Genomic DNA, 24,051 nt, shown 5'->3' on the forward strand with positions numbered 1-24,051 from the left:
ATTAAAAAATTCAAGATTCAAAATTCAAGATTTGACTACGTCGATTTTCAATTCAGATTTCAAATTTGACTATGTCGATTGAAAAGCAATTCATAATTTGGCTTACACCGATTGTTAATCCAAAATTCCACTTTTCTGATTTACAATTAGTAATTAGTAATTTGTCATTGGTAATTTTCAATTTTAACTCCATTGATTTTCTGTCGTCACTCGGCATAGTACAAGCAAGCTTGCCTCTGCCCTCATTCCTAAGAAAATTCAACTGTCAATTTTCAATTATCAATTATCAAAAGCATTTCCCCTTTCACTTTCTTCATCTCCACTTCAGCATTTTTCAGTTGCATCAATGCATTAGAGTAGGAGAGGTGTGCTTCGGTGAGTTCGTTCTCCGACATCATCAGATCGGACAGCGAAACAACCTGTTGCCGGTATCCCTGTAAACTGACGTCGTAAATCTCTTCCGCGACCTGTATGTTCTTTTCCTGCCGGCGCAGTATTTCCAGACTGTTCTTATACTGGTTCAGGGCATCGACAAGTTCTTTGGAGAAATATTCCAGTTGGTTTTCCCGTGCGTTCCTCAATTGCATCAATTCCAGATCGTATTGTTTTATTTTCGATCGTTTTTCAAAACCGTCGAAAAGCGGGATAGTCAGGTTGATACCCACAAATCCGACCCTGAAGAATTTATCATTTCCTTCTTTGAAAAAATCGAATTCGTTACGTTGTCCCTGATAATAGAATTCTCCGAAGCCGGTCAATGTCGGCAGATAGGATTGCCGGATCGATTTCCGGGTAAGTCCGGTTATTTCGATCTGTTTATCCAGTACCTGCAGTTCCGTTCTCTCCGGAAGCCCAGTCTTGTGGAACAGGTCAACCAGCATATTCTCCTGCGACAAAGCAAAGGTGTCGGACAAAACCACTTCTGTCTCCATGGGTAACCCGATAAGATACTTCAACAGTCCTAATTGGTTGCTATATAGCTGATCCAGATTGTCTATCTGGGTTTGCAGGTTGTCTGCGGCTACTGATACCCTGGAATGATCGGTTTTCCGGATAAGATCGTTCCTGCTTTGCAATTCGGTGATCCCGAGCAGGCGATCCATATTCTTTTTGCTTGCCTCCAGGAGTGAGATCTGTTCACGGGTGGCCTGGCATAAATAGTATAACTGTGACACCTGGAAAATAATTTCTTCTTTTTTCTGTTGCAGGTCTAACTCACTCAGCGTTTCCATCTGCCGGGCAAGCTTCAGCGAAGTAAAATAACTTTGACTGTATAGCAGTTGTGTCGCCCTGAAACCATTTGACCAATCGAATTTAGTCCCTATTTCCACCGGTATCAAACCTGTTTGTCCGAAAATCTCGCCGGGAATGATCAGTTTCGGGATAGCGTAATAATAGCTGAAACTGCTATAGGCTTCCAACTGCGGATACAATTTGCTTTCGGCTTCCCGTAAGCGATAGCGTGCTTTCTGCTGCTCCAGCGCAGCATTCTGTACATTCACATTTTCCTCAATCCCCAATAGGCAGGATTGTTTTAACGACAGCGACATCTTTGCGTCCTGTCCCGATAGCTGTATTACGACGAAAATAAACAGCATTGTTAGGATTTTCTTTTTTGTAATCATCTTCTTTTTTTTGTTTTGAAACCGACCAGTCGGTATGTTGTTGTGGATAATATATCGTCGTCCGGATCATTTGTTTCTATTTATTATTTATATAGTGAGAAAATACAGAGTTAGTAAACTCGATTAATTATATATTAAAACCGACCAGTCGGTATATTATAGGTGAAAATAAAACGACCATCCGGTTTATTATATTGTAAAAAAATTATACTTTCAGATCGTTATACAATCCATTCCAAAGTGCCAATAACTCATCCTTTAAATCCTTGATTTGCCCTTGCATAATAAGGCGCTGGCCGATGCCATCGCTGACGTAGACAAACAGTTTGGCTATTTGCATCGCGGACATTGAACTTTTGATCTCTCCGCGCTCCATGGCCAATTGTATCACATTTTCCCATGCGGATAATTCCCTGTTATGGAGTTGCCTTACCTGTTCCTTAAAACCCGGGAAGAGGTTTATCGCATCAAATGTCAGGGTAATATAAGTGAGATCGTCTTCATCATTTGTATCTTCGAGGAACTCTTTTAGTTGCATGAATTTTTTGTAACTGCTGTCGATATAGTTATGATAAAATTCATAAAGAGAATTTTTACTGAATTTGTCAAAGTCTATATTGAGCATTCTGATATATGTTTCTACTATTTCGAAAAAAAGGCTTTCCTTACTGGGAAAATAATGATAGAATGCCCCTTTGGAGAGTCCGGTACTTTCCACTATCTCTTTCATCGTTACAGCTTTGAAGCTTTTCTGCAGAAAAAGAGCCGTCGCCTTTTTTATTATATGTTCTCTCGATCCATGCATATAAACCGACTGTTTGGTCTGCAAATATATATATTATTTTTAAATAAACATACAATAAACTGTTTTTTTGTAAAAAATAATGGAAAAATTAAAGATTGCTATTACTCTTCGTTCCAATTGGAGGGTAAAGAACTGCATTATTGGGTGCTGTCCTTTTTTGCTCGTTTGTCTATATGTGTGTACAGACAAATTCATCCTCCAATATGGCGGGTTACTAATTAATCTACTATGCAATCCCGAACCTGAACCCTGTCCCAAAATTTTGCATATTCTGAAGCTGCTTTGACATGCTCCGGGTGTGTTTCATAATTATTAATATCCTCCATATTCTTAAACGTAATTATCAGGTTGTAGCTAAAGGTATTGTCTGTCACTTCTCTTTTTGTAGTAGGCGCAGGTTTTCCATAAACAAGTGAGCTGACACCTGGTATTTTCTTGAGTAAATCAAAGAAGGTAAGAAACTGCTTCTCCTCTTGTTCAGTTAAATTGGGTTTTAACCAAAAATATACGGAATGAATAATTGTTCCTTTTTGGTTTTGCTCATTTGCAGGCGATGCAAGCAACTTATTTGTGGATGTCGCTGCTAAACCGATTACTGTTCCAGTAACCAGTGTTTTTTCAATAAACTTTCTTCTTTTCATTTTTTCTTGATTTTTAAAAGTTTTCTCCTGTTTCCATGCAATACAAATATAGCTATTTCCCATCAGGTTCATCCAATTTTTAATAAATAATTCGTCCAGAGTCTATTCATCTATTGATCTTTTCCTGACGTGGCCCGGAAAAGATCGTCAGAAACGACTTGTTCCATTACCTGTCAGGGCTACTTTAGCTCCTTTCCTGAAGGAATTCGTTATCTATACTTTTTTTCGTATTTTTGCGTATCCTTTATTTTATCCTATATGATTGCTAAAGAGCATATATACAATGTAACAGTCCGATGGACGGGCAACAATGGAACCGGGACATCGGATTATCGGTCTTACACGCGAAATCACATTATTTCGGCAAGAAACAAACCTGAGATTCCGGGCTCGTCAGATCCGGTTTTTCGGGGCGACGACACAAAGTATAATCCCGAAGAACTTTTGTTGGCTTCACTGTCAGGTTGTCATATGTTGTGGTTTCTGCATTTCTGTGCCGATAGCGGAGTTGTGGTCGTCGATTATGTGGATAATCCCTTAGGAATCATGATTGAGATGGCGAACGGTGGAGGAAAGTTCAAAGAGGTTACCCTTCAACCTGTGATAACCGTTAGCAGAGAGGTATCACCGGATATAATAGAAGTATTACATCAAAAAGCCCATGAACATTGTTTTATCGCTAATTCGGTCAGTTTTCCGGTAAAGCATCGTACTACAATAAAAATATTTGTATGAAAATAACCTTACCTAATCAATTGCCCCCATATCCTGTATTCCGGGAAGGAATCCGCCGTGCACCCGACCGTGGATTCAGCCTGACAAGCAGCCAGACAAAAATTGCGTTGCAAAATGCGCTGCGTTATATTCCCACAGAACTGCATCAACAATTAGCCCCTGAGTTTCTGGAAGAACTAAAAATGCGGGGCAGGATATACGGTTACCGCTATCGTCCCGAAGGAGACCTGAAAGCCAAACCCATCGATCAGTATAAAGGGAAATGTGTGGAAGGAAAAGCCTTTCAGGTGATGATCGATAATAATCTTTGTTTCGATATTGCACTCTATCCCTATGAACTGGTCACGTACGGCGAAACCGGACAGGTATGCCAGAACTGGATGCAGTATCGGCTGATCAAAATGTATCTGGAAGAATTGACGCAGGAGCAGACATTAGTGGTCGAGAGCGGGCATCCGCTGGGACTGTTCAGGTCGAAGCCGGATGCACCCCGGGTGATCATCACCAACTCGATGATGGTGGGTATATTTGATAACCTGGCGGATTGGGAAATCGCTGCACAGATGGGAGTAGCCAACTACGGGCAGATGACTGCCGGCGGATGGATGTATATCGGCCCTCAGGGTATCGTCCATGGCACATTTAATACGCTGTTGAATGCAGGGCGGTTGAAACTGGGCATTCCGCAGGACGGTGATCTGCGGGGACTACTGTTTGTCTCCTCCGGGCTGGGTGGGATGAGCGGTGCGCAACCCAAAGCGGCCGATATTACCGGTGCAGTTTCTCTTATTGCCGAGGTGGATATGTCGCGTATTGAAACACGTCACTCGCAAGGTTGGGTGCAACGGATTACGGACAATTTAGCAGAAGCATTCCGTTGGGCAGACGACGCGATCAAATGTAAAGAACCACTTTCCGTCGCTTATCACGGAAATATTGTCGATCTGCTGGAATTTGCGGAAAAGCACAATATCCATATAGAACTACTGAGCGACCAGACCTCATGTCACGAACCCTACACAGGCGGTTATTGTCCCGCCGGTGTCACCTTTGAAGAGCGTACCCGTTTGTTGCATGAAGACCGGTCCAGATTCAGGGAATTGGTAGATGCATCGCTCCGGCGCCATTTCTATGTGATTCGGAAATTGGTAAACAGAGGTACTTATTTCTTCGACTATGGGAATTCTTTTATGAAAGCGGTCTATGATGCCGGAGTGAAAGAGATATCGAAGAACGGCAGGGACGAGAAAGAGGGTTTTATCTGGCCTTCCTATGTGGAGGATATTATGGGGCCCGAATTGTTTGACTATGGCTATGGCCCTTTCCGTTGGGTCTGCCTGAGTGGAAAGCAGGAAGATCTTGCCAGGACCGACCGCGCTGCGATGGAGTGCATCGATCCGAACCGGCGTGGGCAGGATCGTGATAATTGGATATGGATTCGTGATGCGGAGAAAAACCGGCTGGTAGTCGGTACGCAAGCGCGTATTCTTTATCAGGATGCAGAGGGTCGATTAAAAATCGCCTTGAAATTCAACGAGATGGTGCGTAATGGAGAGATCGGTCCTGTGATGCTGGGACGTGACCATCACGATGTGAGTGGGACGGATTCTCCATTCAGGGAGACCGCTAATATCAAGGATGGCAGCAACGTGATGGCCGATATGGCAGTACAGTGCTTTGCCGGCAATGCAGCCCGAGGCATGAGCCTGGTAGCACTGCACAACGGTGGGGGAGTCGGTATCGGAAAAGCGATCAATGGCGGTTTCGGAATGGTCTGTGACGGCAGTGAGAGGGTAGATGAGATCCTGCGTTCGGCCATGTTCTGGGACGTGATGGGAGGTGTTGCGCGTCGTTCCTGGGCCCGTAACCCCAATGCGATTAGTACCGTGAAGGCGTTCAACAGTACACATGCGGACGGATATCGTATCACCGAACCTTATCTGGCGGATGATGAGTTACTGGATGATATCATTTTATAATAACGCGTGGAAATACGTAAAATTATCACTACATTTGCCTAGGCTTGATTGAAAATAAAATCAGATCAATATAGAGAAGAAAACAATTCAGATCAGTACCAAATTATGAACAAAATCATGGAGTGCGTTCCCAATTTCAGTGAGGGACGCGACAAACAAAAAATTGAAAAAATAGCGGATGCATTCCGGGATAAAGAAGGAGTCAAACTATTGGATTACAGCGGTGATGCGGATCATAACCGGTCAGTGATCACCGTTGCAGGCGAACCGGAAGCATTGAAAAACGCGGTGATCGAAGCGATAGGACGAGCAGTGGAGTTGATCGACCTTACACAACACCACGGCCAGCATCCCCGCATGGGAGCAGTGGATGTGGTACCCTTCATCCCGATTAAGAATGTGACGATGGAGGAGGCAATAGCACTATCGAAAGAGATGGCACAAACGGTGGGAGAGAGATTTGGCCTGCCGGTTTATCTATATGAAAAGTCAGCTTCTGCAATTCACCGTGAAAATCTTTCCGCCGTACGTAAAGGAGAATTTGAAGGATTGTCCGATAAGATGAAGCTCCCGGAATGGATACCCGATTTCGGTCCTTCCGAACCGCATCCTACGGCCGGAGCCGTGGCTATTGGCGCACGTATGCCGTTGGTGGCCTATAATGTGAACCTGGGCACAAATAATCTGGAGATCGCGATCGCCATCAGTAAAAAAGTACGCCATATCGGCGGAGGATTACGGTTCTGTAAAGCGATGGGCGTGGCACTGGAAGATCGTGGTATCACACAAGTCTCGATGAACCTGACCGACTACACCAAAACGGCTATTTACCGAGCTCACGAACTGGTACGCATTGAAGCACAACGCTATGGTGTACCCGTGGTGGGCGCCGAGGTGATCGGCCTTGTACCCATGGAAGCACTGGTCGACTCCGCCGCTTATTACCTGGGGCTTGAGAATTTCTCCGTCAGCCAGGTGCTTGAAGCACGGTTAATGGAATGACACGAATGGAAATGAATAACCTGATCATAAAAAATGCCGCCCAGGTAGTTACTTGCAGCGGTTTTGAAGGAAAACGGGGCAGGGAGATGTCTGACTTGCAGGTGATTGAAGGCGGGACGGTGATCGTGACCGGCGGTGTTATCTCGCATGTCCTGCAACCGGGTGAACCGATTTCCGTAAACGAAAGCGACTACCGGATTCTCCATGCCGAAGGCAAGGCATTACTTCCCGGATTTGTAGATCCGCATACCCATTTCGTGTTCGGTGGATACCGGGAGGAGGAATTCTCGTGGCGGATGCGTGGCGAAAGCTATATGGATATTATGAACAAGGGTGGGGGTATTGTAAATACGACCCGTGCCACGCGGGAAGCGACGGAAGAAGAGTTGATAGAATCCGGCATGCAGCGGCTCGATGCGATGATGCGGCTGGGCATTACCACAGTGGAAGGAAAGAGCGGATACGGGCTTGACAGGGATACCGAACTAAAACAGCTCCATGTGATGCGCCGCCTGAATGAAACCCATCCGATGGATATCATGCCAACCTTTATGGGAGCACATGCTGTACCGGAGGAATGGAAAGGTAAAGAGGGTGAATTTATAGATTTCAATATCAGGGAGATGTTCCCGCTTGTGTCACGGGAGCAATTGGCAGAAGCGGTCGATATCTTCTGTGAGAAAGGAGTTTTCTCTGTAGAACAGTCGCGCCGCTACCTGATGGCTGCACGGGAGCATGGTTTTCTGTTGAAGATGCACGCCGACGAGATAGTACCTTTGGGTGGTGCTGAACTTGCTGCGGAGCTGCATTGCGTCTCTGCCGATCATCTCTTGCAGGCATCGGATGAAGGGATCCAAGCCCTGGCCGAAGCAGGTGTAGTCGCTACCTTATTGCCTCTCACTGCCTTTTCGTTGCGTGAAGAATATGCCCGGGGCCGGGAGATGATTGATGCGGGCTGCATAGTGGCGCTGGCCACGGATCTCAACCCGGGAAGTTCGTTCACTGCATCGGTACCATTACTCTTCGCTATCGCCTGTATCTATATGCAACTGTCGCCCGAAGAGGCAGTCACCGCTTTTACCATCAACAGTGCGGCGGCCCTCAACCGCGCAGACCGTATCGGCAGCATCGATGTGGGTAAGCAGGGAGACCTGGTATTGCTACAATTCCCTTCCTATAAATTCCTGCCCTATCATGTGGGGATGAATATTGTGGAGACGGTAATAAAAAGAGGAAGTATTGTAATTAAAAATTAAGAATGAAGAATGAAGAATGAAATATGGCTGATTCCGTATTGAAAATAAAAAGTTATCAGTTTGCTCTTCAAATAATTCAACTGGTGAAGAATTTACAAAAAGAGCAAAATGAATATATTTTGAGTCGCCAGATAATGAAGAGTGGAACAGCTATTGGAGCTTTAATTAGAGAAGCAGAATTTGCACAAAGTAAGTCTGATTTTATTCATAAAATGAGTATCGCTTTAAAGGAAGCCAATGAGACTATTTACTGGATTTCTCTTTTGAAAGATTTATCCTATATTGACAATGATACCTTTATACCGATGAATTCTAACTGTAATGAATTAATAGCTTTACTCGTCTCGATAATAAAAACATCAAAGAAAAATTTAAAAAACTAAACATATCATTCTTCATTCTTCATTCTTCATTCTTCATTCTTAACTCAAGTTTCGCATGTAAATTTGGGATGTATGCAACTAAAGTGGAGACATTTAGATATTTTGTGGGGACCCATAGGTCGAAGTGAGAGTAAAAAGAGTAGCTGTCTGAGCGAAGCGAGTTCTACTCTTTTAACGAACGAGAGCTACAATGGGTCATAAAATATCGTCAGACGAATGCTTTAGTTGCAATTCTATAACTTACGAAACTTGAATTCTTAATTATTCACTATTCATTATTCATTATTCACTTTTAACTTTCAAAATATGAAACTACAGGATTTAACTTTAAAAGAATTTCTTGAAAAAACCGCGGCCAATGAAGCTCTTCCTGGCGGCGGCAGTTCTTCGGCATTGAATGCCGCTATCGCTTCTGCATTGACCGGGATGATGGCCAACCTGACTGTCGGTAAGAAAAATTATACCGATGTAGAAGAACTAATGAAAAAGACTGTTGAAGAGATGGAGGAGAACAGATTACACTTTATCAACGATATAGATCGTGATGCGGATGCATACAGTTTGGTGATGGATGCCTACAAACTGCCCAAAGAGACGGATGAGCAAAAAAAACTGCGCAGCAAAAAAATTCAGGAAGCAATGAAGGTCGCTTCACTCGTCCCGATGGAAGTAGCGGAACGCGCACATAAAATGTTCGATACCGTCATTGAAACGATCCGGAAAGGAAATAAAAATGCCGTGACTGACGGGATGGTCGGTCTGATGGCTTGCCGTACTGCCATTATGGGAGCGCTCCTTAATGTCCGTATCAATCTGAGTGGTATTAATGATACGATGTTTGTCGAAGAGTTAAAAGATAAATGTGATAGGATTGAAAAAGATGCTATTACCAGGGAAAACAAAATGATCGATTGGGTGAAATCTATAATTTAATGGAGTAAAACGGACCTGGAAACAAAGATTTCATGCATCGAATAAAGTAAAATAACCATATGAAACGAGCATGATAATTGTTCTCACATAAGAACATGACTAAAAGCGAGTTCCATATGACACCATTGAAAATAATAGTTTTAGTCATATGAAAAATATTTATTTTATCGGGAAAGGAGAGCTCTCGCTGGATGATCTGAAATGGATCATTACCGAAAATATTAAGGTGGAACTGGCACCTGAAGCCAAAGAGCGGATACAGAAATGCCGCGATTATCTTGATAAGAAAATGGAAAACCAAACCGGACCGATCTATGGGATCACTACGGGATTTGGCTCATTGTATAACCGTACTATTTCAAATGACGACCTGAGCACACTCCAGGAGAACCTGGTGAAATCACATGCTTGCAGCGTGGGTGAAGAGGTGCCACCGTTGATCGTCAAACTGATGTTCCTGCTTAAAGCATACGCCCTCTCTCTGGGTTATAGCGGGGTACAGGTGGTGACGGTGCAACGGATGCTCGACCTGTTCAACAATGATATCCTACCCATCGTGTACGACAAAGGTTCGCTGGGCGCTTCAGGTGACCTTGCTCCGCTTGCTAATCTCTTCCTGCCTTTGATCGGTGTAGGTGATGTTTTCTACAAAGGAAAGAAACAGGATATCGGTGTGGTACTCGATGAATTCGGTTGGAAACCGATTCGGTTAAAGAGTAAAGAGGGATTGGCGCTGTTGAACGGTACACAGTTCATGTCAGCCCACGGCGTATATGCCATCCTGAAGGCAGAGCGACTTTCAAAACGGGCCGACCTGATCTCCGCCATGTCGCTCGATGCATACGACGGCCATATCGAACCGTTCGAAGAGAAATTACAACTTATCCGTCCTCATCAGGGGCAGTTGGAAACAGGTAGAAATATACGCAGGTTCCTGGAAGGGAGCGCCATCATCTCCGGGAAAAAGAAACATCTGCAGGATCCGTACTCTTTCCGTTGTGTACCGCAGGTACATGGTGCTACCAAAGATGCCATCAATTATGTAAAATCGGTTGTGGTTACAGAGATAAACTCTGTAACCGACAATCCTACCATTTTTCCGGATGACGACGAGATCATTTCGGGTGGGAATTTTCACGGACAACCCCTGGCCGTGGCTTTCGATTTTCTGGCCATCGCCCTGGCAGAACTGGGAAATATATCTGAACGGCGTACCGCCCAGCTTATCCTCGGCAAACGGGAACTTCCCGAGTTCCTGGTAGCCAATCCCGGCCTTAACTCGGGCTTTATGATCCCTCAATATGTGGCGGCATCGGTGGTGAGCCAGAATAAGATGTACAGCTATGCCGCAAGTACCGACTCGATTGTCTCTTCCAACGGGCAGGAAGATCATGTGAGCATGGGGGCCACCTCGGCTGTCAAACTGCTCAAAGTGATGGATAATCTCGATATCATTCTTTCCATTGAGCTGATGAATGCGGCACAGGCAATGGAATTCAGGCGCCCCCTTAAATCTTCCCCGTTGATAGAAAAGATACTGAAAGCTTATCGCAAAGAAGTGCCTTTTATCGATGAAGATATTGTGATGTATAAAGAAATACGAAAAACGACCTCATTTCTTAACCGGTTAGAGGTCGATGATATTTAAACAACCTGCCGGATGAAAAACAGAGACTGGTTTTTTCCGATAAATGATGAAGATTAACTATATTTGTCTCTTCAAAAAAACAGACATCAAAAAATAACAAGAAAATGGTAGAAAAAATAAGACAATCGCTCAGAGATTCTGCAGCGGCAAGGTGGTCTGCACTTTTCATTGTCTCCTTCACAATGATGTGCGGATATTTCTTAACAGATATCATGGCTCCGCTGGCCGGACTGCTGGAGGCACAACTGGGATGGACCCGGGCAGAGTACGGTACATTTACCAGTTCATATGGTTGGTTCAATATTTTCCTGTTGATGCTTATCCTGGGAGGTATCATCCTCGATAAACTGGGAGTCAGGCTTACAGGAGTGGGTGCTGCTTCAGTGATGGTTATTGGTACAGCGCTCAAATATTGGGCTGTATCTACAGAGTCGCTGCGCGGTATGACCCTGTTTGGGCTGGATGCCCAGGTTTTTTGGGCCAGTATCGGATTTGCCATTTTTGCCGTAGGGGTTGAGGTGGCCGGTATCACCGTGTCGAAGATTATTGTGAAATGGTTTAAGGGAAAAGAGTTGGCTACCGCTATGGGAATGCAGGTGGCAATGGCCCGGATCGGTACTGCGCTTGCACTGGGATTCTCTGTGCCGATTGCCAAAGCAACAGGTATAATAGATGTATCCCGCCCGGTATTAGTAGCGTTGATCGGACTCTGCATCGGGTTGATAGCTTTCTTTGCCTATATGGTGATGGACAGGAAGCTGGATGCGTCGGAAGCTACGGATGATGCTGAAGAGAAGAATCCGGAAGACGAATTCAAAGTCTCTGATATCGGGAAAATATTAAATAACAGGGGATGGTGGTATATCGCCCTCTTGTGCGTTTTGTTCTATTCTGCTGTTTTTCCCTTTCTCAAATATGCAACTGACCTGATGGTGAATAAATTCGGTGTGGCAGAAGACCTGGCCGGAATGATACCTATGTTGCTGCCCTTCGGGAATATCCTGCTGACACCCTTGTTCGGGGGGATTTACGATAAAAAAGGGAAAGGAGCTACCATTATGATCATCGGTTCATTACTGCTGATATTGGTACATGCACTTTTCTCCATACCCGGTTTGAACAGTTGGGTCTTTGCGATGGTACTGGTAGTGATCCTGGGAATTGCTTTTTCACTGGTACCCTCGGCCATGTGGCCTTCAGTTCCCAAAATTGTACCCGAGAAACGATTGGGTACCGCTTACTCCCTTATCTTCTGGGTACAGAACTGGGGATTGGCAGGAGTGCCTCTGTTGATCGGTTGGGTGCTTGAGAAATATTGTATTACCGGACAAACTGTCCGCGACGGACTTACTGTGAATACTTACGATTATACATTACCAATGATGATTTTTACCGGATTTGGTATACTGGCGTTGGTTGTAGCCTTCTTGTTGAAAGCGGAAGACAAGCGGAAAGGGTATGGCTTAGAGTCGCCTAATATCCAGAAATAGCAGTAAGATGAAAAAGTGATCCGGTGATAATATTACAATTCGAACGGCTTCTACCCTAATTTATCTGGTTGGTAGAAGCCGTTGATTTATAAAAAATGAGTGGAGCCAATGAAACTGCCTGCAGGAAGGCTGAATCAAATTTATCAATGGGTAATACTGGATGAAGATACCAATTGCACATCGGCATATTGCCACGCTTTGTCAAAATCAGATTTGACTGATTGTGCCTGAACATCCTTCTTCTGCAATACTAATGCATTATACAATCCTATCAAAGCCCAGCCATTTTTTTTCCATATTTGCAGATCTTCACGATATACCTTTTCCGCCTCTTTATATTTCCCGGCTTTGAGAAGTACTGCACCCAAATGATGCCTGACAGAGAAAAACCAGTCGGGGGGCTCATTATAGTTGAGATTATCTTCTGTTTGCACCGCCTTTTTGAGTAAAGAAACAGAGGTCTCGAATTGACCTCGTTTGGCAGCTATTTCTCCTGCTAATACCTTTTCAGCGATTTGTACAAGGTCTGCTGTAGTATTGATACCCCAAACTGTTATCTCTTCCAAAGAAGTATCTGCAGCCAATATTTTCAGTGTCTCTAATTCCTTCTGAGCATTCGGCAAATCATTGGTGCCCAGATAGGCCATACCCCGTGCATAATGCCATATCGCCTGAGGATATAAAAGATCTTTTTCAGGCTGGGGTATGGAGAAGATAGTATCCCACATCGCAAATTTTACGGCAATATAATAAGGGATGATATAATAATGCTGTAATGTTCCCCATCCCGGTTGATTCATAATATCGGTAGCCGTATGCTCCTGCACTTTTTCCGCAGCCTTCCAGGCTAATTGAGAGTTGCCTTCAAGCGCGGCGGTTGCTGCCAGAAAGTGCCAATTATGCGGATAATAGGTGAGCGGATAAACGCCTTGTGCATGATAGGCCGTGGTGTATAAGCTATCCACTTCTACAGCCCGCTGATTGGCAAGTGTGCCGAGATGATAATCGCCGGTACTGATATAGATATGGGAAGGCATATGTACCAGATGTCCTGCCCCTGGGACCAATGTGTCCAGTAATCTCGCGCTGGGCAGTGCCTTTTCGGGAGTAGCGGAGGATTCCAGCGCATGAATATAGAAGTGATGCGCTCCCGGATGCATCGGATGGGTTTGTATCAGGTGTTCCAGTACGGCAATCAGCTCCGGTGTCCATGCTTTAGGCTTTTTGGTATGCTTTTCATATAGATCCCAGGGATGGAGATCCATTAATGATTCGGCGTAAAGAGCACCAATGTCAGGGTCGGAAGAATATTGCTCATAAACTTTTTTCATCGCTTCAGCATAAGCAATATCAAGATAGCTTCTGTCGTCAGGTGCTTTTGCTTCGTACCGTGTTGCCAAAGCATTGATCAGAGAAATCTCCATGGGAGTGCAGTTTTTGGAGAGGGATAAAGCTTTGAGCGCCGCTTCGTAAGCAGGCTGATAATTATTTTCTTCCATTGCGGCGTTATAGTTGGGGCCAAGGACATAGGCATAACCCCAGTATGCCATGGCGCAGGTGGAATCTAAGCGGCTGGCTTCATAAAATGATCTTGCTGCTTCCGCATGGTTGAATGAATACGAGAGCATCATTCCCTGATTAAAATAGGCCTGAGCCTCTTCGCTGCTAGTTGATATTTTGAAGTCGATACCATCTAATCCTTTGAACATCGGCGCTTTTTTGCCTGAGGTGTACCACTCATTGTCGGTTGTTTGGGTGCTATGACAACCGGTCATTACGGATGTTTTTTCTTTTACCTCCTCCTTTTTGTTATTACACGAGAGGATAAGTAAAACCGAAAGCACGAGGAATGGAAATCTGATCATGTCAATCAGTTTGAATGATTAATATGTTGGAAAAATAAGCATAACACCATTCGGACTGGCATTCAGTCGTTTGGCGGGAAGAAATACTGTGATTTACATCTATTTAATTCAACAACTGTTCATGGATAATTGTTTGTCGGGGTATCTGGTTTTATTGTTGTTTTGATTCTTTTAGTGGTCGAAAACTGTGATTATTAAGGCAGTTCAATTTGTAAGGTTACTTTTCTGTTTGTTTTCGACCAGAGCGGAGAACCCAGTAGAAGTCTTTTTATTTCGCTTTCCAGTGCAGGGCAGGAATTTTCTCTGATGTCGATATGTGCCGGCCGTCCCATCGGATCTATAAAAAATTCGACAGCAATTATAATTTTTTGTCCTGCACATATTTCTTTATCGTAATTTTTGGTAAAATAGTTCCTGAATTCTTCTTCACCAAATGTTGTCGTATCTTTTATAGCTGAAACAGCACCTACAACGGTTGCCTTCTTTTGTGTTCCAAAAGCAACGATAACAACTTCGTTCAGCGCCATGTCATCGGCTTTCATCATGATATCTCCCGCATTTTCTATTAATGGAATACTGGAATTTTTCATACCGATATATGAGGCAATAAGCTCTTTTTGTTCGTCTTTCGGAATGAATAATTGAAAATTACCTTCCATATCGGAAACGGTGCCGGTGAGGGTATTGGGGATATGAACCGTAACGCCCGGGATCGGTTCGCCGGTCTCATCCACTATGCGCCCCGAGACGAATAGTCTGTCAGGTTGTAGAGTGGATTTTGATATGCCCCTGATTCGTATGGTTTTATCCTGTTCCTGTTGTGACACTGTAACCCCTGCAGCACGTCCGGCCAATGCTTCTGTAATCTCTTTTAAGGGTGCTTCGAGAGTTGTTTTTTCACTTACATGCTGAGCGGTTGACAGCCGTATCTCTTTATCCGGAACAGGTTCAATTTCTTCAGCGACCGATTCAATGATTTCGACCTCCGGTTTAACGGGCGCGACCGTCGATGCAACGGTTTTCCCGGAAGTCTCTTTGCGAACCGGGTCCGGAGTAGTTGCCCTTGAGATGTTTTTTTCTTCTTTTTCCGGGTGTTCGGCGATCAATATCGTATCTTTTTGAAGAGAAGGAGTTTTATTCTCTTTCCGTTGTTGAATGATATCGGAGGATGCCATGGGTATTTCCTTTTCCGTATAGGGTCTGTCAAGCAGGAGGGGAGTACCGATAAGTAATACGATCACAGCTGCTGCAGCCCATAACCACAACCGTCTATGGACACGTTTCTGAGGAGAAGAAACCCGTTTTTCCAGGTCTTCGGTCGCAGCCATATGGTCTCCCTCTACCGAATCGAACCCGTCGATGGCATCCTGCAGAAAAGGATCGTCCATGGCTTTACGTTCCAGTTGGTTGGCTTCCTTCCCCTGCCGTTGTCCACGTATGTAATCTTTTAAATTCACATTGTTTATCGTTACCTTCCGCAGGTTTTATTTATCAGGCCTGCAATTCTTTACGCATTATAACTGAACGTTAATAAAAGCCTACTCAATTTTCAATACCCGCCTAATACAGTTTTTCAAATTCCGCTTTCCGTTCTGAATATAACTTTTCACTTTTTCGAGTGTATATCCCGTAATGAAAACGATGTCGGCATACGATTTGTTTTCGTAATAAAAATATTCGATGCTCTTTCGTTGTTCTTCCCCCAATTCGTTCATACAGAATATCAACGCCGATTCTTCTTCATTCGATTTCTCCTTATCTAATAGAGTAAAAAAATCGCCGTTTTCCATAATTGTATCGTCAATATTTACAAAAGACGATTGTTTTGCTTTCCGTAAACGCAGCAGGCAATGATTCTTCGCTACGCTATAAAGCCATGTATGGAAATTCTGTATATCATACCGTTTGATTTTCTGTGAAACTTCTTCAAACAGATCCATCACGGCATCCTGCGCATCACTTTCATTACCAAGATATTTCAGGCATAATCCATATACCATCGGGATATAGCGGCGGTACAACTCGCTAAAGCAGACCGGTTGTTCTTCTTTCTGGCAAAGTGCAAACAATTCATCGTTCGATAGGGTCGTTATTTTCCGCCTGTTTTTCAATTCGTTGCCTGTTCATTCATAAAAAATACTTTGCAAAATTAAAAAATTATTCGTTCGGTTATGGAATTCCGGGCACAATTGTATCTATAAAGTGGAAAGGTGGAAGAGTGGAAAGGTATAATTGAATGAGCCCGACAAGTCGGGAAGTAGTGATAGTGAATTGAATCCTTTAATCAGTAAAATCAGTAAATCTGCAAATCAATAAATGAATAAAGTTATGAAGACAACAGTTAAAAGAATCAGTTTGATGCTCCTTGCAGTGGTTATGTCGTTAGCGGTTTTCGCCCAGGAGATGGAAGTGAAGGGACGGGTATATGATGCCCAGGGGAAATTAGCGTTGTCCGGTGTCACCGTTATGGAGAAAGGGACAAAAAAGGGAATTTTTACGGATATGAATGGTGAATTCAGCATCAGGACCGGAAAAGGTAAAATACTGCAATTTCAGTATATCGGTTATAAGCCAAAAGAGGTGAAAGTGGAGAGTGAATGGATAGAAGTGTATTTGCAGCAAGAGGTGGCGCTATTGGAAGAGGTGACGGTCGTGGCTTTTGGAAAACAGAAAAAGGAAAATCTGGTTGGAGCAGCAGTTACATTAGTGCGAGGCGGGACACCCGGTATCCTCGTGCGGGGAACGGTCCGGGAAGCCGGAGCGTACCTATTCCCATATCCTGTTATTGTGCGTGACGTCAATACCGAAGAGTATGAGTCTTTTAAAGAGAATCGTTTTCTTTCGACTGTAAAGCAACCGCTTTCCACCTTTTCACTCGATGTGGATGCTGCTTCCTACGGCAATATCCGCCGCATGATCAATCAGGGACAGATGCCACCAAAAGATGCAGTACGGGTTGAAGAGATGATCAATTATTTCAGTTATGACTATCCGCAGCCTACAGATGGCCATCCGGTAAAGATCGTTACCGAAACGACAGTCTGCCCGTGGAATAAAGAACATCGACTGCTGCGTATCGGTGTGAAAGCAAAGGAAATTCCTTCGGAGACATTGCCGGCAAGCAATTTTATTTTTTTGATCGATGTCTCAGGATCGATGTTCAGTGCCGATAAATTACCGCTCGTGAAGTCATCGATGAAACTGCTGGTGAATAACCTACGGCCGCAGGACCGCGTCGCGATCGTTACCTATGCCGGAGCGGCGGGTGAAGCATTATCCCCGACAAGCGGCGTCGATAAGCAGAAGATCATCGATGCACTGGAGAATCTTCAGGCCGGTGGTTCTACCGCCGGGGGAGCAGGGATCCAACTGGCATACAAGATTGCCGAAAAGAATTTTGTGAAAGACGGGAATAACCGGGTGATCTTATGTACCGACGGTGATTTTAACGTAGGTGTTTCCAGCACGGACGGATTGGAGTCGTTGATTGAAACCAAACGGAAAAGCGGTATCTTCCTGACCGTTCTCGGGTATGGAATGGGGAATTACAAGGATAACAAACTCCAGATCCTGGCACAGAAGGGCAATGGCAATCATGCCTATATCGATAATCTGCAGGAGGCCAATAAGGTGCTTGTGAATGAATTCGGCAGTACGATGTACGCTGTGGCAAAAGACGTGAAGATACAGGTGGAATTCAACCCCGCGTTCGTCAATGCCTACCGCCTGATCGGTTACGAAAGCAGGCTGCTTGAAGATGAAGATTTCAATGACGACCTCAAAGATGCGGGTGAACTGGGACCCGGGCATACAGTGACGGCGCTGTATGAAATAGTCCCTGTCGGTGTGGAAGCTCCGGTAGGTAAGATAGATCCTTTGAAATACCAGTCTCCGGAAAAAGAGGCTCCCACCTCCAAATTCTCCAACAACAACGAGTTGTTGACTGTGAAACTTCGTTACAAGAACCCGGACGAAGATACGAGCCGTAAATTAGAAGTCCCTGTATTGGCAAACGCGATGAATGCAGAGGTGTCGGGAGACCTGAACTTCATTATGTCGGTCGCCATGTTTGGTCACTTGCTGCGCGATTCCGATTTCAAAGAAGACGCTTCTTATGCAAAAGTCCTCGAATTGGCCCGTAAAGGATTGAATGATGATCCGAACGGCTACCGCCGCGAGTTTATACGGTTGGTGGAAACGGTACAGCAGTTGGAGAAATGATCTGAAAAAGTAATTCTGTCCATCAATAATATCCGTAAAGAATGTAGTGATATTGTTCGAATAATTAGTCTGATATTCTAAATTTGTAAAATGAATGTGATGAATAATCAAATATCGTTTAGAATAGTTACGGTCATATGTGTATTGTTGACTGTTATGTATACTTCCTGCTTATATGCACAAGGAACGGAGCGGAGAGTCTCGGGAACTATAACCGACCCGTCAGGCAGAAGAGTGATAGGGGGAACTGTTACTGTAAAGGGAACAACCAGGGGGACCGTATCAGATATTGATGGAAAATATGCTGTGATGGTTCCTGAAGGCGCGATTTTACAATTTTCTTACCTTGGTCTGGAGAGCCGGGAGATTGCTGTAGAAAATCGGTCAGTGATAGACATTGTGATGGAGGAAGGAGATTTGATGAAAGGAATAGAGCCTGCAAAACCTGTGAATTTGACCGGACGGCAACGTGAAAAAGCAAATGCTGACAATGAATTGGGCTTTAAAATGTTCAGGGAAGTTTCAAAGTTGCAGGGTGCCAATACATTCTTTTCCCCTTTTAGCCTTAATCAGGTGATAGGGATACTCTATAATGGATCTTCCGGCAATACCCGTATGGAAATAGCTAAAATGATTAATGTAAGCAATCTTCCTGAATCCGAGTTCAATGAGTATTATCGGACAATATCACAGCAATTATTGAAGGTTGATCCGACTACTGAAATCGCGATTACCAATGCCATCTGGTACCGTAACAATTTTCAGGTGAAAGAGGCTTTTATCGGAACCGGAAAAAAATATTTTGATGCAGATATAGAAGCGATCGATTTCAATGATCCAAAAGCAACTGGCATTATCAACAATTGGTGTCGCGATAAAACGAGAGGAAGAATCAACAATATCGCTGTCAATCCGTACGGAGCTGATATGATCCTGACAAATGCCATCTATTTTAAAAGTAAATGGCAAAGGGATAAAAAATTTGATAAGGAGAAAACTAAACCGGATGATTTTACTAAAAGTGATAACATAAAGAGGCGGGTAAATATGATGGAGCAGACTACCAACCTGCCTTATTATGCCGATCAATATTTACAATGTGTTGAAATGCCATACGGAAACGAGGCATTTAGCATGATAGCTATTCTTCCACCTGAAAATGGGAGTATCGACCAGTTAATTGACCATCTGGGTAACATGAAATGGGATCTTGTCGTGAACGAGATGGAGGAGGAGAGAGTGTGGTTGAAAATGCCGCGGTTCAGAATAGAATGTCAACTCCCGCTCAATCAACCGTTGACAAATGCCGGAATGGGGTCAATTTTTAAGGGTGGCTTTGCAAATATGGCCGATACGGATATGTCGGTATCCAATATCCTGCAAAAAACATTTGTGGAGGTGAATGAAGAGGGTACTGAGGCGGCGGCAGCAACAGCAATGATGATCGTTGGTTTTGGAACAATGAAAGCTCTCAGTGAACCTGTACGCTTTTTTGCCGACCGTCCTTTCCTGTTCCTGATCAGAGAAAAAAGTACCGGAGTAATACTCTTCATAGGACGGATAGACGTCCCCCCTCCGGATATGCACTAGTATCGTCTCTTCTAAGGAGTTTGTCAAATTAGGGTTAAAAGAAGATATTGCAGGCATTTGGAAAGTAGTATTATAATCCTTATGCTTTTAAATTTATTTTCCTTTCACAATTTCAATTGCTCTTTCCAAAGGTTCATCTTTCCCTTTTTTTATACCATCTATTGTAGGTTTTATTTCTTCATCTATCCTGACTCCAGTACGTTGCATACAGGTTCCGTCGGGATAATACACACCTATACCTGTCATAGATGTTATTATGCCGCCTGGAAGAGGGAACGAGAATATAGCACCATTGGCTGCGGCTGTTTTACTGCCTATTATTGTGACCTGTGGTGCAAGACAGTAGAAAAAAGTATGGTCTTCAGCCGAACTTTGCGTGTATTCATTCACTATTACCACTACTTTATATGGATAACTTCCTATTTCATCGCTTGGAAGAGGATATTCGTTGCTAATTAAAAAGTATCCCGGCATGGAAACATTACTTAAACTTTGTCTGCAAAATTCTCATCGCAATATTCCTTAATTTCACTTCATAATTTGATGCTGGAGTGTACGGTAATAGGCGTTCAACAACCGTCTCAACTTTCTCTCCATTGATTGATGTAATAATATCTCCAACTGAAATTTCTTTCTCAATACCGACAGAATCATTTGAAAATGATGTAACTATTAATTTGTTTTCAACGAATTTTGTTTCAAATGGGACTTTGCGCCGTCCATATACTTCATAAAATAGTGTTGTGTCATTATGCCGGATACCTCCATGTGAATCGTCAATTTTGGCACTAAGTTTCAGACAGGCAAGCGTGTATTCTTTTTGATTTTCAGCACAGACAAATTCAGGTAACATTTCAGGCAAAACCTCCGACCATTTTGTATCGCATAGATCACGATAAGGGAAAAAATAATTGACAATATTCCAATATCTGAATAACGCCAAAATACGATATGGTAACTCTGGGAATGTCATATCATCATAAGCCGGTTCATTGGTAATTATTACAAACGGTTCATTTGAGGTCCTGCGATAATTTAATTTAATGAAGTGATTTTCTTTGGCTTGCGTATTATCTAAAATAAATTGCAATTTATCAATAGTTCTTTGATTAAGATATGCTGTATCAAACAGTTTTCCGTAATCAGCCTTCACCTTGACCCTTGACAATGGAATTGTATCTTTTTGTGTAACTTCTATTGCTGGCAGGCTATCTACCCAATTATCCAGAATAATTTTCCATTCCTTCTCATCTTTCACATTCATAATAGCCGGAATGATTTTTACCAATTCCTTGTCCCAATCCAATTTTCCTTCAGCCACCATCGGGTGGTGGTATTTTAGAAAACCCCAAAGTTGCCCTAAGGCCACAAGCGATTTCTCCTTTTCTTTTGGCAAACAGTTTTTTGTAGAGTTTGTTGCTTGGTTGCAAGACAGAAAAGCAACAAAAAAGAATGATAAAAGAATGTGTTTCATATATCCCGTATTAATTTGTCATTCTATTTTTTGGATCTCCAACAGAATATCTCAACTTAAGCCGAAGGCCACAAATATAGCGAAAAAGTTCTTTTTAATTGCTTACCCTAATCCTGTCCGGCCATATATTGGGTAATTCTCCGCTAAATCCCATTTCCGGAAGTGCGTTTATTTGTTTCATTTCTTCTTCCGATAATGCAAAATCAAAGATATCGATATTTTCTTCAATTCTTTGAAGTGTATTTGATTTCGGAATTACAACCGTTTCGTGTTGAATTACCCAACGTAAGCAAATTTGAGAGACTGATTTATTGTATTTTTTAGCGATTGTTTTTAATACTTCATTTCCAAAAACTTTGCCTCTTGCTAAAGGTGACCAGGACTCAACAGTAATACCATTCTTTTTACAAAACGCGGTCAATTCAGGTTGCCAATAACCAGGGTGAAATTCAATTTGATTAACCGCAGGAATGATGTTTGCGGTTTGAAAAAGTGCCTCTAAATGTTCCTGCCAGAAATTACTGACGCCAATAGATTTTATTCTTCCCTCAGCTTGTAACTCTTCCATGGCACGCCAACTATCTGCATTGGCCTTTTGCCAATTGGTATAATTCTTTGCGTTGGCCGGCCAATGTATTAAGTACAAATCAACATACGTCAAACCCAGTTTTTTGAGCGACACTTCAAAAGCCCTTTTTGCTTCTTCATATCCTAAATTTTCCCGGTACAATTTTGTGGTAACAATAATTTCTTTTCGGTCAATTCCACTTTCCTTTATTGCTTTCCCGACTTCTTCTTCATTGTTGTAAACGGCGGCCGTATCAATCAACCTGTAACCCTTTGCCAAAGCATTTTTTATTGATTGAACGCCCTCTTTATCTACGCATTTGTATGTTCCAAAACCTATAATTGGTATTCTGTTTCCGTCATTTAAAATGATTTCTGTCATATACGATTCAAATTATTGTTTTCAATTATATTGGAAAAATTGTGTAAAGTAAAATTAATGCGGGCAACCGGACTTGAATGGTTGTCAACAGTGTTAGTTGGTGTTTTTTTTCGCTTCGTTTATCAATTCAAATCCTAAGTCGTCAATGGTTTTGTTTATCTCTGCAACATTGGACAGGATTATGACCGCTGTTTCATTTTCTAAATCGATGGTCATTGAAGAAGAATATCCTCCTGTTCCTCCGTTATGCCAATACAAGTCGTTGCCGCTTTTTAATTTCAAAATGTGCCAACCTAAGCCGATTTTAAAACCTTCGTTAATCTCGAAAGTCGGTTTTCTTGTCAATTCAAGTTCCTTGTTTGTAGAATCAAATTGTGCGGTTGCAAATTTCACCAAATCTTCGGTGGTTGATAAAATTCCGCCACCACCAAATAAAACATCAAAATCCCAATTAGACACGACATTTCCTTTCTTGTCTGATCCTTTTACAAGTCGGTTTTTTAAGTTTTGAGAAGTTGTGTATGAGTTGTGCATACTATACTTGTCAAAAACTTTCTCTTGTAATAACTCTTCAAAAGTGGATTTTTGAGAAATACCCAACGTATAACCCAATAATCCTGCTCCTAGATTTGAATAAGCATACGATTTTAAGGGCTCGTTATCAAGTTTCAACAGATTTTTCAAGTATTTCTCTATTTCGTTTTGACCATAGCTTTTGTATGGGTTGGTTGTGTTTGCTAAATCTAAGTTTTCAGGCAAACGAGCTATTCCCGAGGTGTGGTTCGCCAAACTCTCAAACGTTATTGTGATATTGCCTTTAAAGTCAAATGGGTAGAAAGAATTGATATGGTCCGTTAGTTTGATTTTCTTATCTTCGACCAATGAAGCTAAAACGGTAGAAGTGAAGACTTTTGTGATTGAACCGATTTCAAATATTTTGCTTTGATTTTCAGTAGGTTTGATAGTTTCGTTGTCTCTTGCTACTCCGAAATAATTTGCTTTTCCGTTTTGAACGATGGCAATGGAGAGTTGAGCATTATTCGGTAGGTCTTTGGCTTTTGAAAAGATGATTTCTGCAATTGCTTTTGGGTAGTTACCCAAAGCGTTTACGCCTGCACTCTCAATTTGAGCAAACAGTACGTTTGCTAAACAGGTTGCGATTAAAAGAAAAAATATTCTTTTCATTCGGGATTTTGATTATAATACCAGCTAACGCACAAATATACACAATAGTATTAAAAAAGCAAAGACAAAAATAAAAAGCCTTTTGGATTTTCTTTGAAGTATATTATCTACTCCTGCCAAAAAGTCAGTTTATATGCTTTGGCAAAGATTTTGACCCCTTGGGTTTTAGTTCCATAAATCAGTATTTTCTGATATTCAACATTCAGAATACCGTCATTGTAAGAACTTTGTCTTTACTATTTTGTTATTGAATAAAGGTTTGCGTGCTCA

At 42.7% G+C, this 24,051-nt stretch carries 20 protein-coding genes; 10 read left to right on the plus strand and 10 right to left on the minus strand.

Features of this window, described 5'->3' with window-relative positions; all coding sequences use genetic code 11:
- Positions 1 to 272 precede the first annotated feature (272 nt).
- The 3 genes from F597_RS0115975 to F597_RS0115990 form a co-directional block, all read right to left on the minus strand.
- Positions 273 to 1,598, minus strand: a complete 1,326-nt coding sequence (locus F597_RS0115975; protein ID WP_169337992.1) for a TolC family protein — start codon at positions 1,596 to 1,598, stop codon at positions 273 to 275.
- A 232-nt stretch (positions 1,599 to 1,830) separates the two neighbouring features.
- The gene (locus F597_RS0115985) at positions 1,831 to 2,430 is read right to left on the minus strand and encodes a TetR/AcrR family transcriptional regulator (protein ID WP_026327533.1); all 600 of its coding nucleotides are present in this window, start codon (positions 2,428 to 2,430) and stop codon (positions 1,831 to 1,833) included.
- 218 nt (positions 2,431 to 2,648) lie between these two features.
- Positions 2,649 to 3,134 (minus strand): Dabb family protein, encoded by a 486-nt coding sequence (locus tag F597_RS0115990; protein WP_157279199.1) that lies wholly within the window; start codon positions 3,132 to 3,134, stop codon positions 2,649 to 2,651.
- 195 nt (positions 3,135 to 3,329) lie between these two features.
- Between F597_RS0115990 and F597_RS0115995 the strand changes: the two genes are divergently transcribed.
- From F597_RS0115995 to F597_RS0116030, 8 genes are all read left to right on the plus strand, one after another.
- Complete coding sequence (locus tag F597_RS0115995) at positions 3,330 to 3,806, plus strand: OsmC family protein (protein ID WP_019540770.1); 477 nt, start codon at positions 3,330 to 3,332, stop codon at positions 3,804 to 3,806.
- The gene (locus tag F597_RS0116000) at positions 3,803 to 5,785 is read left to right on the plus strand and encodes a urocanate hydratase (RefSeq protein ID WP_019540771.1); all 1,983 of its coding nucleotides are present in this window, start codon (positions 3,803 to 3,805) and stop codon (positions 5,783 to 5,785) included. Before F597_RS0115995 ends, F597_RS0116000 begins: the two co-directional genes overlap by 4 nt.
- Before the next feature lie 105 nt (positions 5,786 to 5,890).
- Positions 5,891 to 6,787 carry a glutamate formimidoyltransferase gene (gene ftcD, locus F597_RS0116005; protein WP_026327536.1) on the plus strand — a complete coding sequence of 299 codons (897 nt, stop codon included), beginning with the start codon at positions 5,891 to 5,893 and terminating at the stop codon, positions 6,785 to 6,787.
- Positions 6,788 to 6,792: 5 nt separating this feature from the next.
- Positions 6,793 to 8,043: an imidazolonepropionase gene (gene hutI / locus F597_RS0116010; protein ID WP_019540773.1), complete on the plus strand. Its 1,251-nt coding sequence runs from the start codon at positions 6,793 to 6,795 to the stop codon at positions 8,041 to 8,043.
- Positions 8,044 to 8,066: 23 nt separating this feature from the next.
- Positions 8,067 to 8,426, plus strand: a complete 360-nt coding sequence (locus tag F597_RS0116015) for a four helix bundle protein (RefSeq protein ID WP_019540774.1) — start codon at positions 8,067 to 8,069, stop codon at positions 8,424 to 8,426.
- A gap of 306 nt (positions 8,427 to 8,732) precedes the next feature.
- Entirely contained in the window at positions 8,733 to 9,359 is a 627-nt protein-coding gene (locus F597_RS0116020) for a cyclodeaminase/cyclohydrolase family protein (protein WP_019540775.1), read from the plus strand.
- Positions 9,360 to 9,507: 148 nt separating this feature from the next.
- Positions 9,508 to 11,007: a histidine ammonia-lyase gene (hutH, locus tag F597_RS0116025; protein ID WP_019540776.1), complete on the plus strand. Its 1,500-nt coding sequence runs from the start codon at positions 9,508 to 9,510 to the stop codon at positions 11,005 to 11,007.
- A 104-nt stretch (positions 11,008 to 11,111) separates the two neighbouring features.
- Entirely contained in the window at positions 11,112 to 12,497 is a 1,386-nt protein-coding gene (locus F597_RS0116030) for an MFS transporter (protein ID WP_019540777.1), read from the plus strand.
- 143 nt (positions 12,498 to 12,640) lie between these two features.
- On the opposite strand, the gene F597_RS0116035 is transcribed toward F597_RS0116030, so the two are convergent.
- The 3 genes from F597_RS0116035 to F597_RS0116045 form a co-directional block, all read right to left on the minus strand.
- Positions 12,641 to 14,362, minus strand: coding sequence for a tetratricopeptide repeat protein (locus F597_RS0116035; protein ID WP_019540778.1), 1,722 nt, complete (start codon positions 14,360 to 14,362; stop codon positions 12,641 to 12,643).
- Between the two features lie 194 nt (positions 14,363 to 14,556).
- The gene (locus F597_RS0116040; RefSeq protein ID WP_019540779.1) at positions 14,557 to 15,819 is read right to left on the minus strand and encodes a carboxypeptidase-like regulatory domain-containing protein; all 1,263 of its coding nucleotides are present in this window, start codon (positions 15,817 to 15,819) and stop codon (positions 14,557 to 14,559) included.
- An 81-nt stretch (positions 15,820 to 15,900) separates the two neighbouring features.
- The gene (locus F597_RS0116045) at positions 15,901 to 16,473 is read right to left on the minus strand and encodes an RNA polymerase sigma factor (RefSeq protein WP_044060401.1); all 573 of its coding nucleotides are present in this window, start codon (positions 16,471 to 16,473) and stop codon (positions 15,901 to 15,903) included.
- A 217-nt stretch (positions 16,474 to 16,690) separates the two neighbouring features.
- Between F597_RS0116045 and F597_RS0116050 the strand changes: the two genes are divergently transcribed.
- Together F597_RS0116050 and F597_RS0116055 are read left to right on the plus strand one after the other, a co-directional pair.
- A complete protein-coding gene (locus F597_RS0116050; protein ID WP_026327538.1) occupies positions 16,691 to 18,583 on the plus strand; it encodes a vWA domain-containing protein in 1,893 nt (630 codons plus the stop codon).
- 99 nt (positions 18,584 to 18,682) lie between these two features.
- Positions 18,683 to 20,173 (plus strand): serpin family protein, encoded by a 1,491-nt coding sequence (locus tag F597_RS0116055; protein ID WP_169337993.1) that lies wholly within the window; start codon positions 18,683 to 18,685, stop codon positions 20,171 to 20,173.
- A 93-nt stretch (positions 20,174 to 20,266) separates the two neighbouring features.
- On the opposite strand, the gene F597_RS0116060 is transcribed toward F597_RS0116055, so the two are convergent.
- The 4 genes from F597_RS0116060 to F597_RS0116075 form a co-directional block, all read right to left on the minus strand.
- Positions 20,267 to 20,647: a S41 family peptidase gene (locus F597_RS0116060; protein ID WP_026327539.1), complete on the minus strand. Its 381-nt coding sequence runs from the start codon at positions 20,645 to 20,647 to the stop codon at positions 20,267 to 20,269.
- A gap of 7 nt (positions 20,648 to 20,654) precedes the next feature.
- Positions 20,655 to 21,647, minus strand: a complete 993-nt coding sequence (locus F597_RS0116065; protein WP_026327540.1) for a hypothetical protein — start codon at positions 21,645 to 21,647, stop codon at positions 20,655 to 20,657.
- A gap of 94 nt (positions 21,648 to 21,741) precedes the next feature.
- Positions 21,742 to 22,596, minus strand: a complete 855-nt coding sequence (locus F597_RS0116070) for an aldo/keto reductase (protein WP_019540783.1) — start codon at positions 22,594 to 22,596, stop codon at positions 21,742 to 21,744.
- Positions 22,597 to 22,689: 93 nt separating this feature from the next.
- A complete protein-coding gene (locus tag F597_RS0116075; protein WP_019540784.1) occupies positions 22,690 to 23,781 on the minus strand; it encodes a serine hydrolase domain-containing protein in 1,092 nt (363 codons plus the stop codon).
- Between the last annotated feature and the right edge of the window lie 270 nt (positions 23,782 to 24,051).

It is taken from the genome of Proteiniphilum acetatigenes DSM 18083, from assembly GCF_000380985.1.
GTDB classification, from domain to species: domain Bacteria; phylum Bacteroidota; class Bacteroidia; order Bacteroidales; family Dysgonomonadaceae; genus Proteiniphilum; species Proteiniphilum acetatigenes.

Excerpts from the sequence above, each read along its gene's own strand:
- F597_RS0115975 (WP_169337992.1), bottom strand. The coding sequence starts at position 1,598 with ATGCTGTTTATTTTCGTCGTAATACAGCTATCGGGACAGGACGCAAAG.
- F597_RS0115985 (WP_026327533.1), bottom strand. The coding sequence starts at position 2,430 with ATGCATGGATCGAGAGAACATATAATAAAAAAGGCGACGGCTCTTTTT.
- F597_RS0115990 (WP_157279199.1), bottom strand. The coding sequence starts at position 3,134 with ATGGGAAATAGCTATATTTGTATTGCATGGAAACAGGAGAAAACTTTT.
- F597_RS0115995 (WP_019540770.1), top strand. The coding sequence starts at position 3,330 with ATGATTGCTAAAGAGCATATATACAATGTAACAGTCCGATGGACGGGC.
- F597_RS0116000 (WP_019540771.1), top strand. The coding sequence starts at position 3,803 with ATGAAAATAACCTTACCTAATCAATTGCCCCCATATCCTGTATTCCGG.
- ftcD (WP_026327536.1), top strand. The coding sequence starts at position 5,891 with ATGAACAAAATCATGGAGTGCGTTCCCAATTTCAGTGAGGGACGCGAC.
- hutI (WP_019540773.1), top strand. The coding sequence starts at position 6,793 with ATGGAAATGAATAACCTGATCATAAAAAATGCCGCCCAGGTAGTTACT.
- F597_RS0116015 (WP_019540774.1), top strand. The coding sequence starts at position 8,067 with ATGGCTGATTCCGTATTGAAAATAAAAAGTTATCAGTTTGCTCTTCAA.
- F597_RS0116020 (WP_019540775.1), top strand. The coding sequence starts at position 8,733 with ATGAAACTACAGGATTTAACTTTAAAAGAATTTCTTGAAAAAACCGCG.
- hutH (WP_019540776.1), top strand. The coding sequence starts at position 9,508 with ATGAAAAATATTTATTTTATCGGGAAAGGAGAGCTCTCGCTGGATGAT.
- F597_RS0116030 (WP_019540777.1), top strand. The coding sequence starts at position 11,112 with ATGGTAGAAAAAATAAGACAATCGCTCAGAGATTCTGCAGCGGCAAGG.
- F597_RS0116035 (WP_019540778.1), bottom strand. The coding sequence starts at position 14,362 with ATGATCAGATTTCCATTCCTCGTGCTTTCGGTTTTACTTATCCTCTCG.
- F597_RS0116050 (WP_026327538.1), top strand. The coding sequence starts at position 16,691 with ATGAAGACAACAGTTAAAAGAATCAGTTTGATGCTCCTTGCAGTGGTT.
- F597_RS0116055 (WP_169337993.1), top strand. The coding sequence starts at position 18,683 with ATGAATAATCAAATATCGTTTAGAATAGTTACGGTCATATGTGTATTG.
- F597_RS0116060 (WP_026327539.1), bottom strand. The coding sequence starts at position 20,647 with ATGCCGGGATACTTTTTAATTAGCAACGAATATCCTCTTCCAAGCGAT.
- F597_RS0116065 (WP_026327540.1), bottom strand. The coding sequence starts at position 21,647 with ATGAAACACATTCTTTTATCATTCTTTTTTGTTGCTTTTCTGTCTTGC.
- F597_RS0116070 (WP_019540783.1), bottom strand. The coding sequence starts at position 22,596 with ATGACAGAAATCATTTTAAATGACGGAAACAGAATACCAATTATAGGT.
- F597_RS0116075 (WP_019540784.1), bottom strand. The coding sequence starts at position 23,781 with ATGAAAAGAATATTTTTTCTTTTAATCGCAACCTGTTTAGCAAACGTA.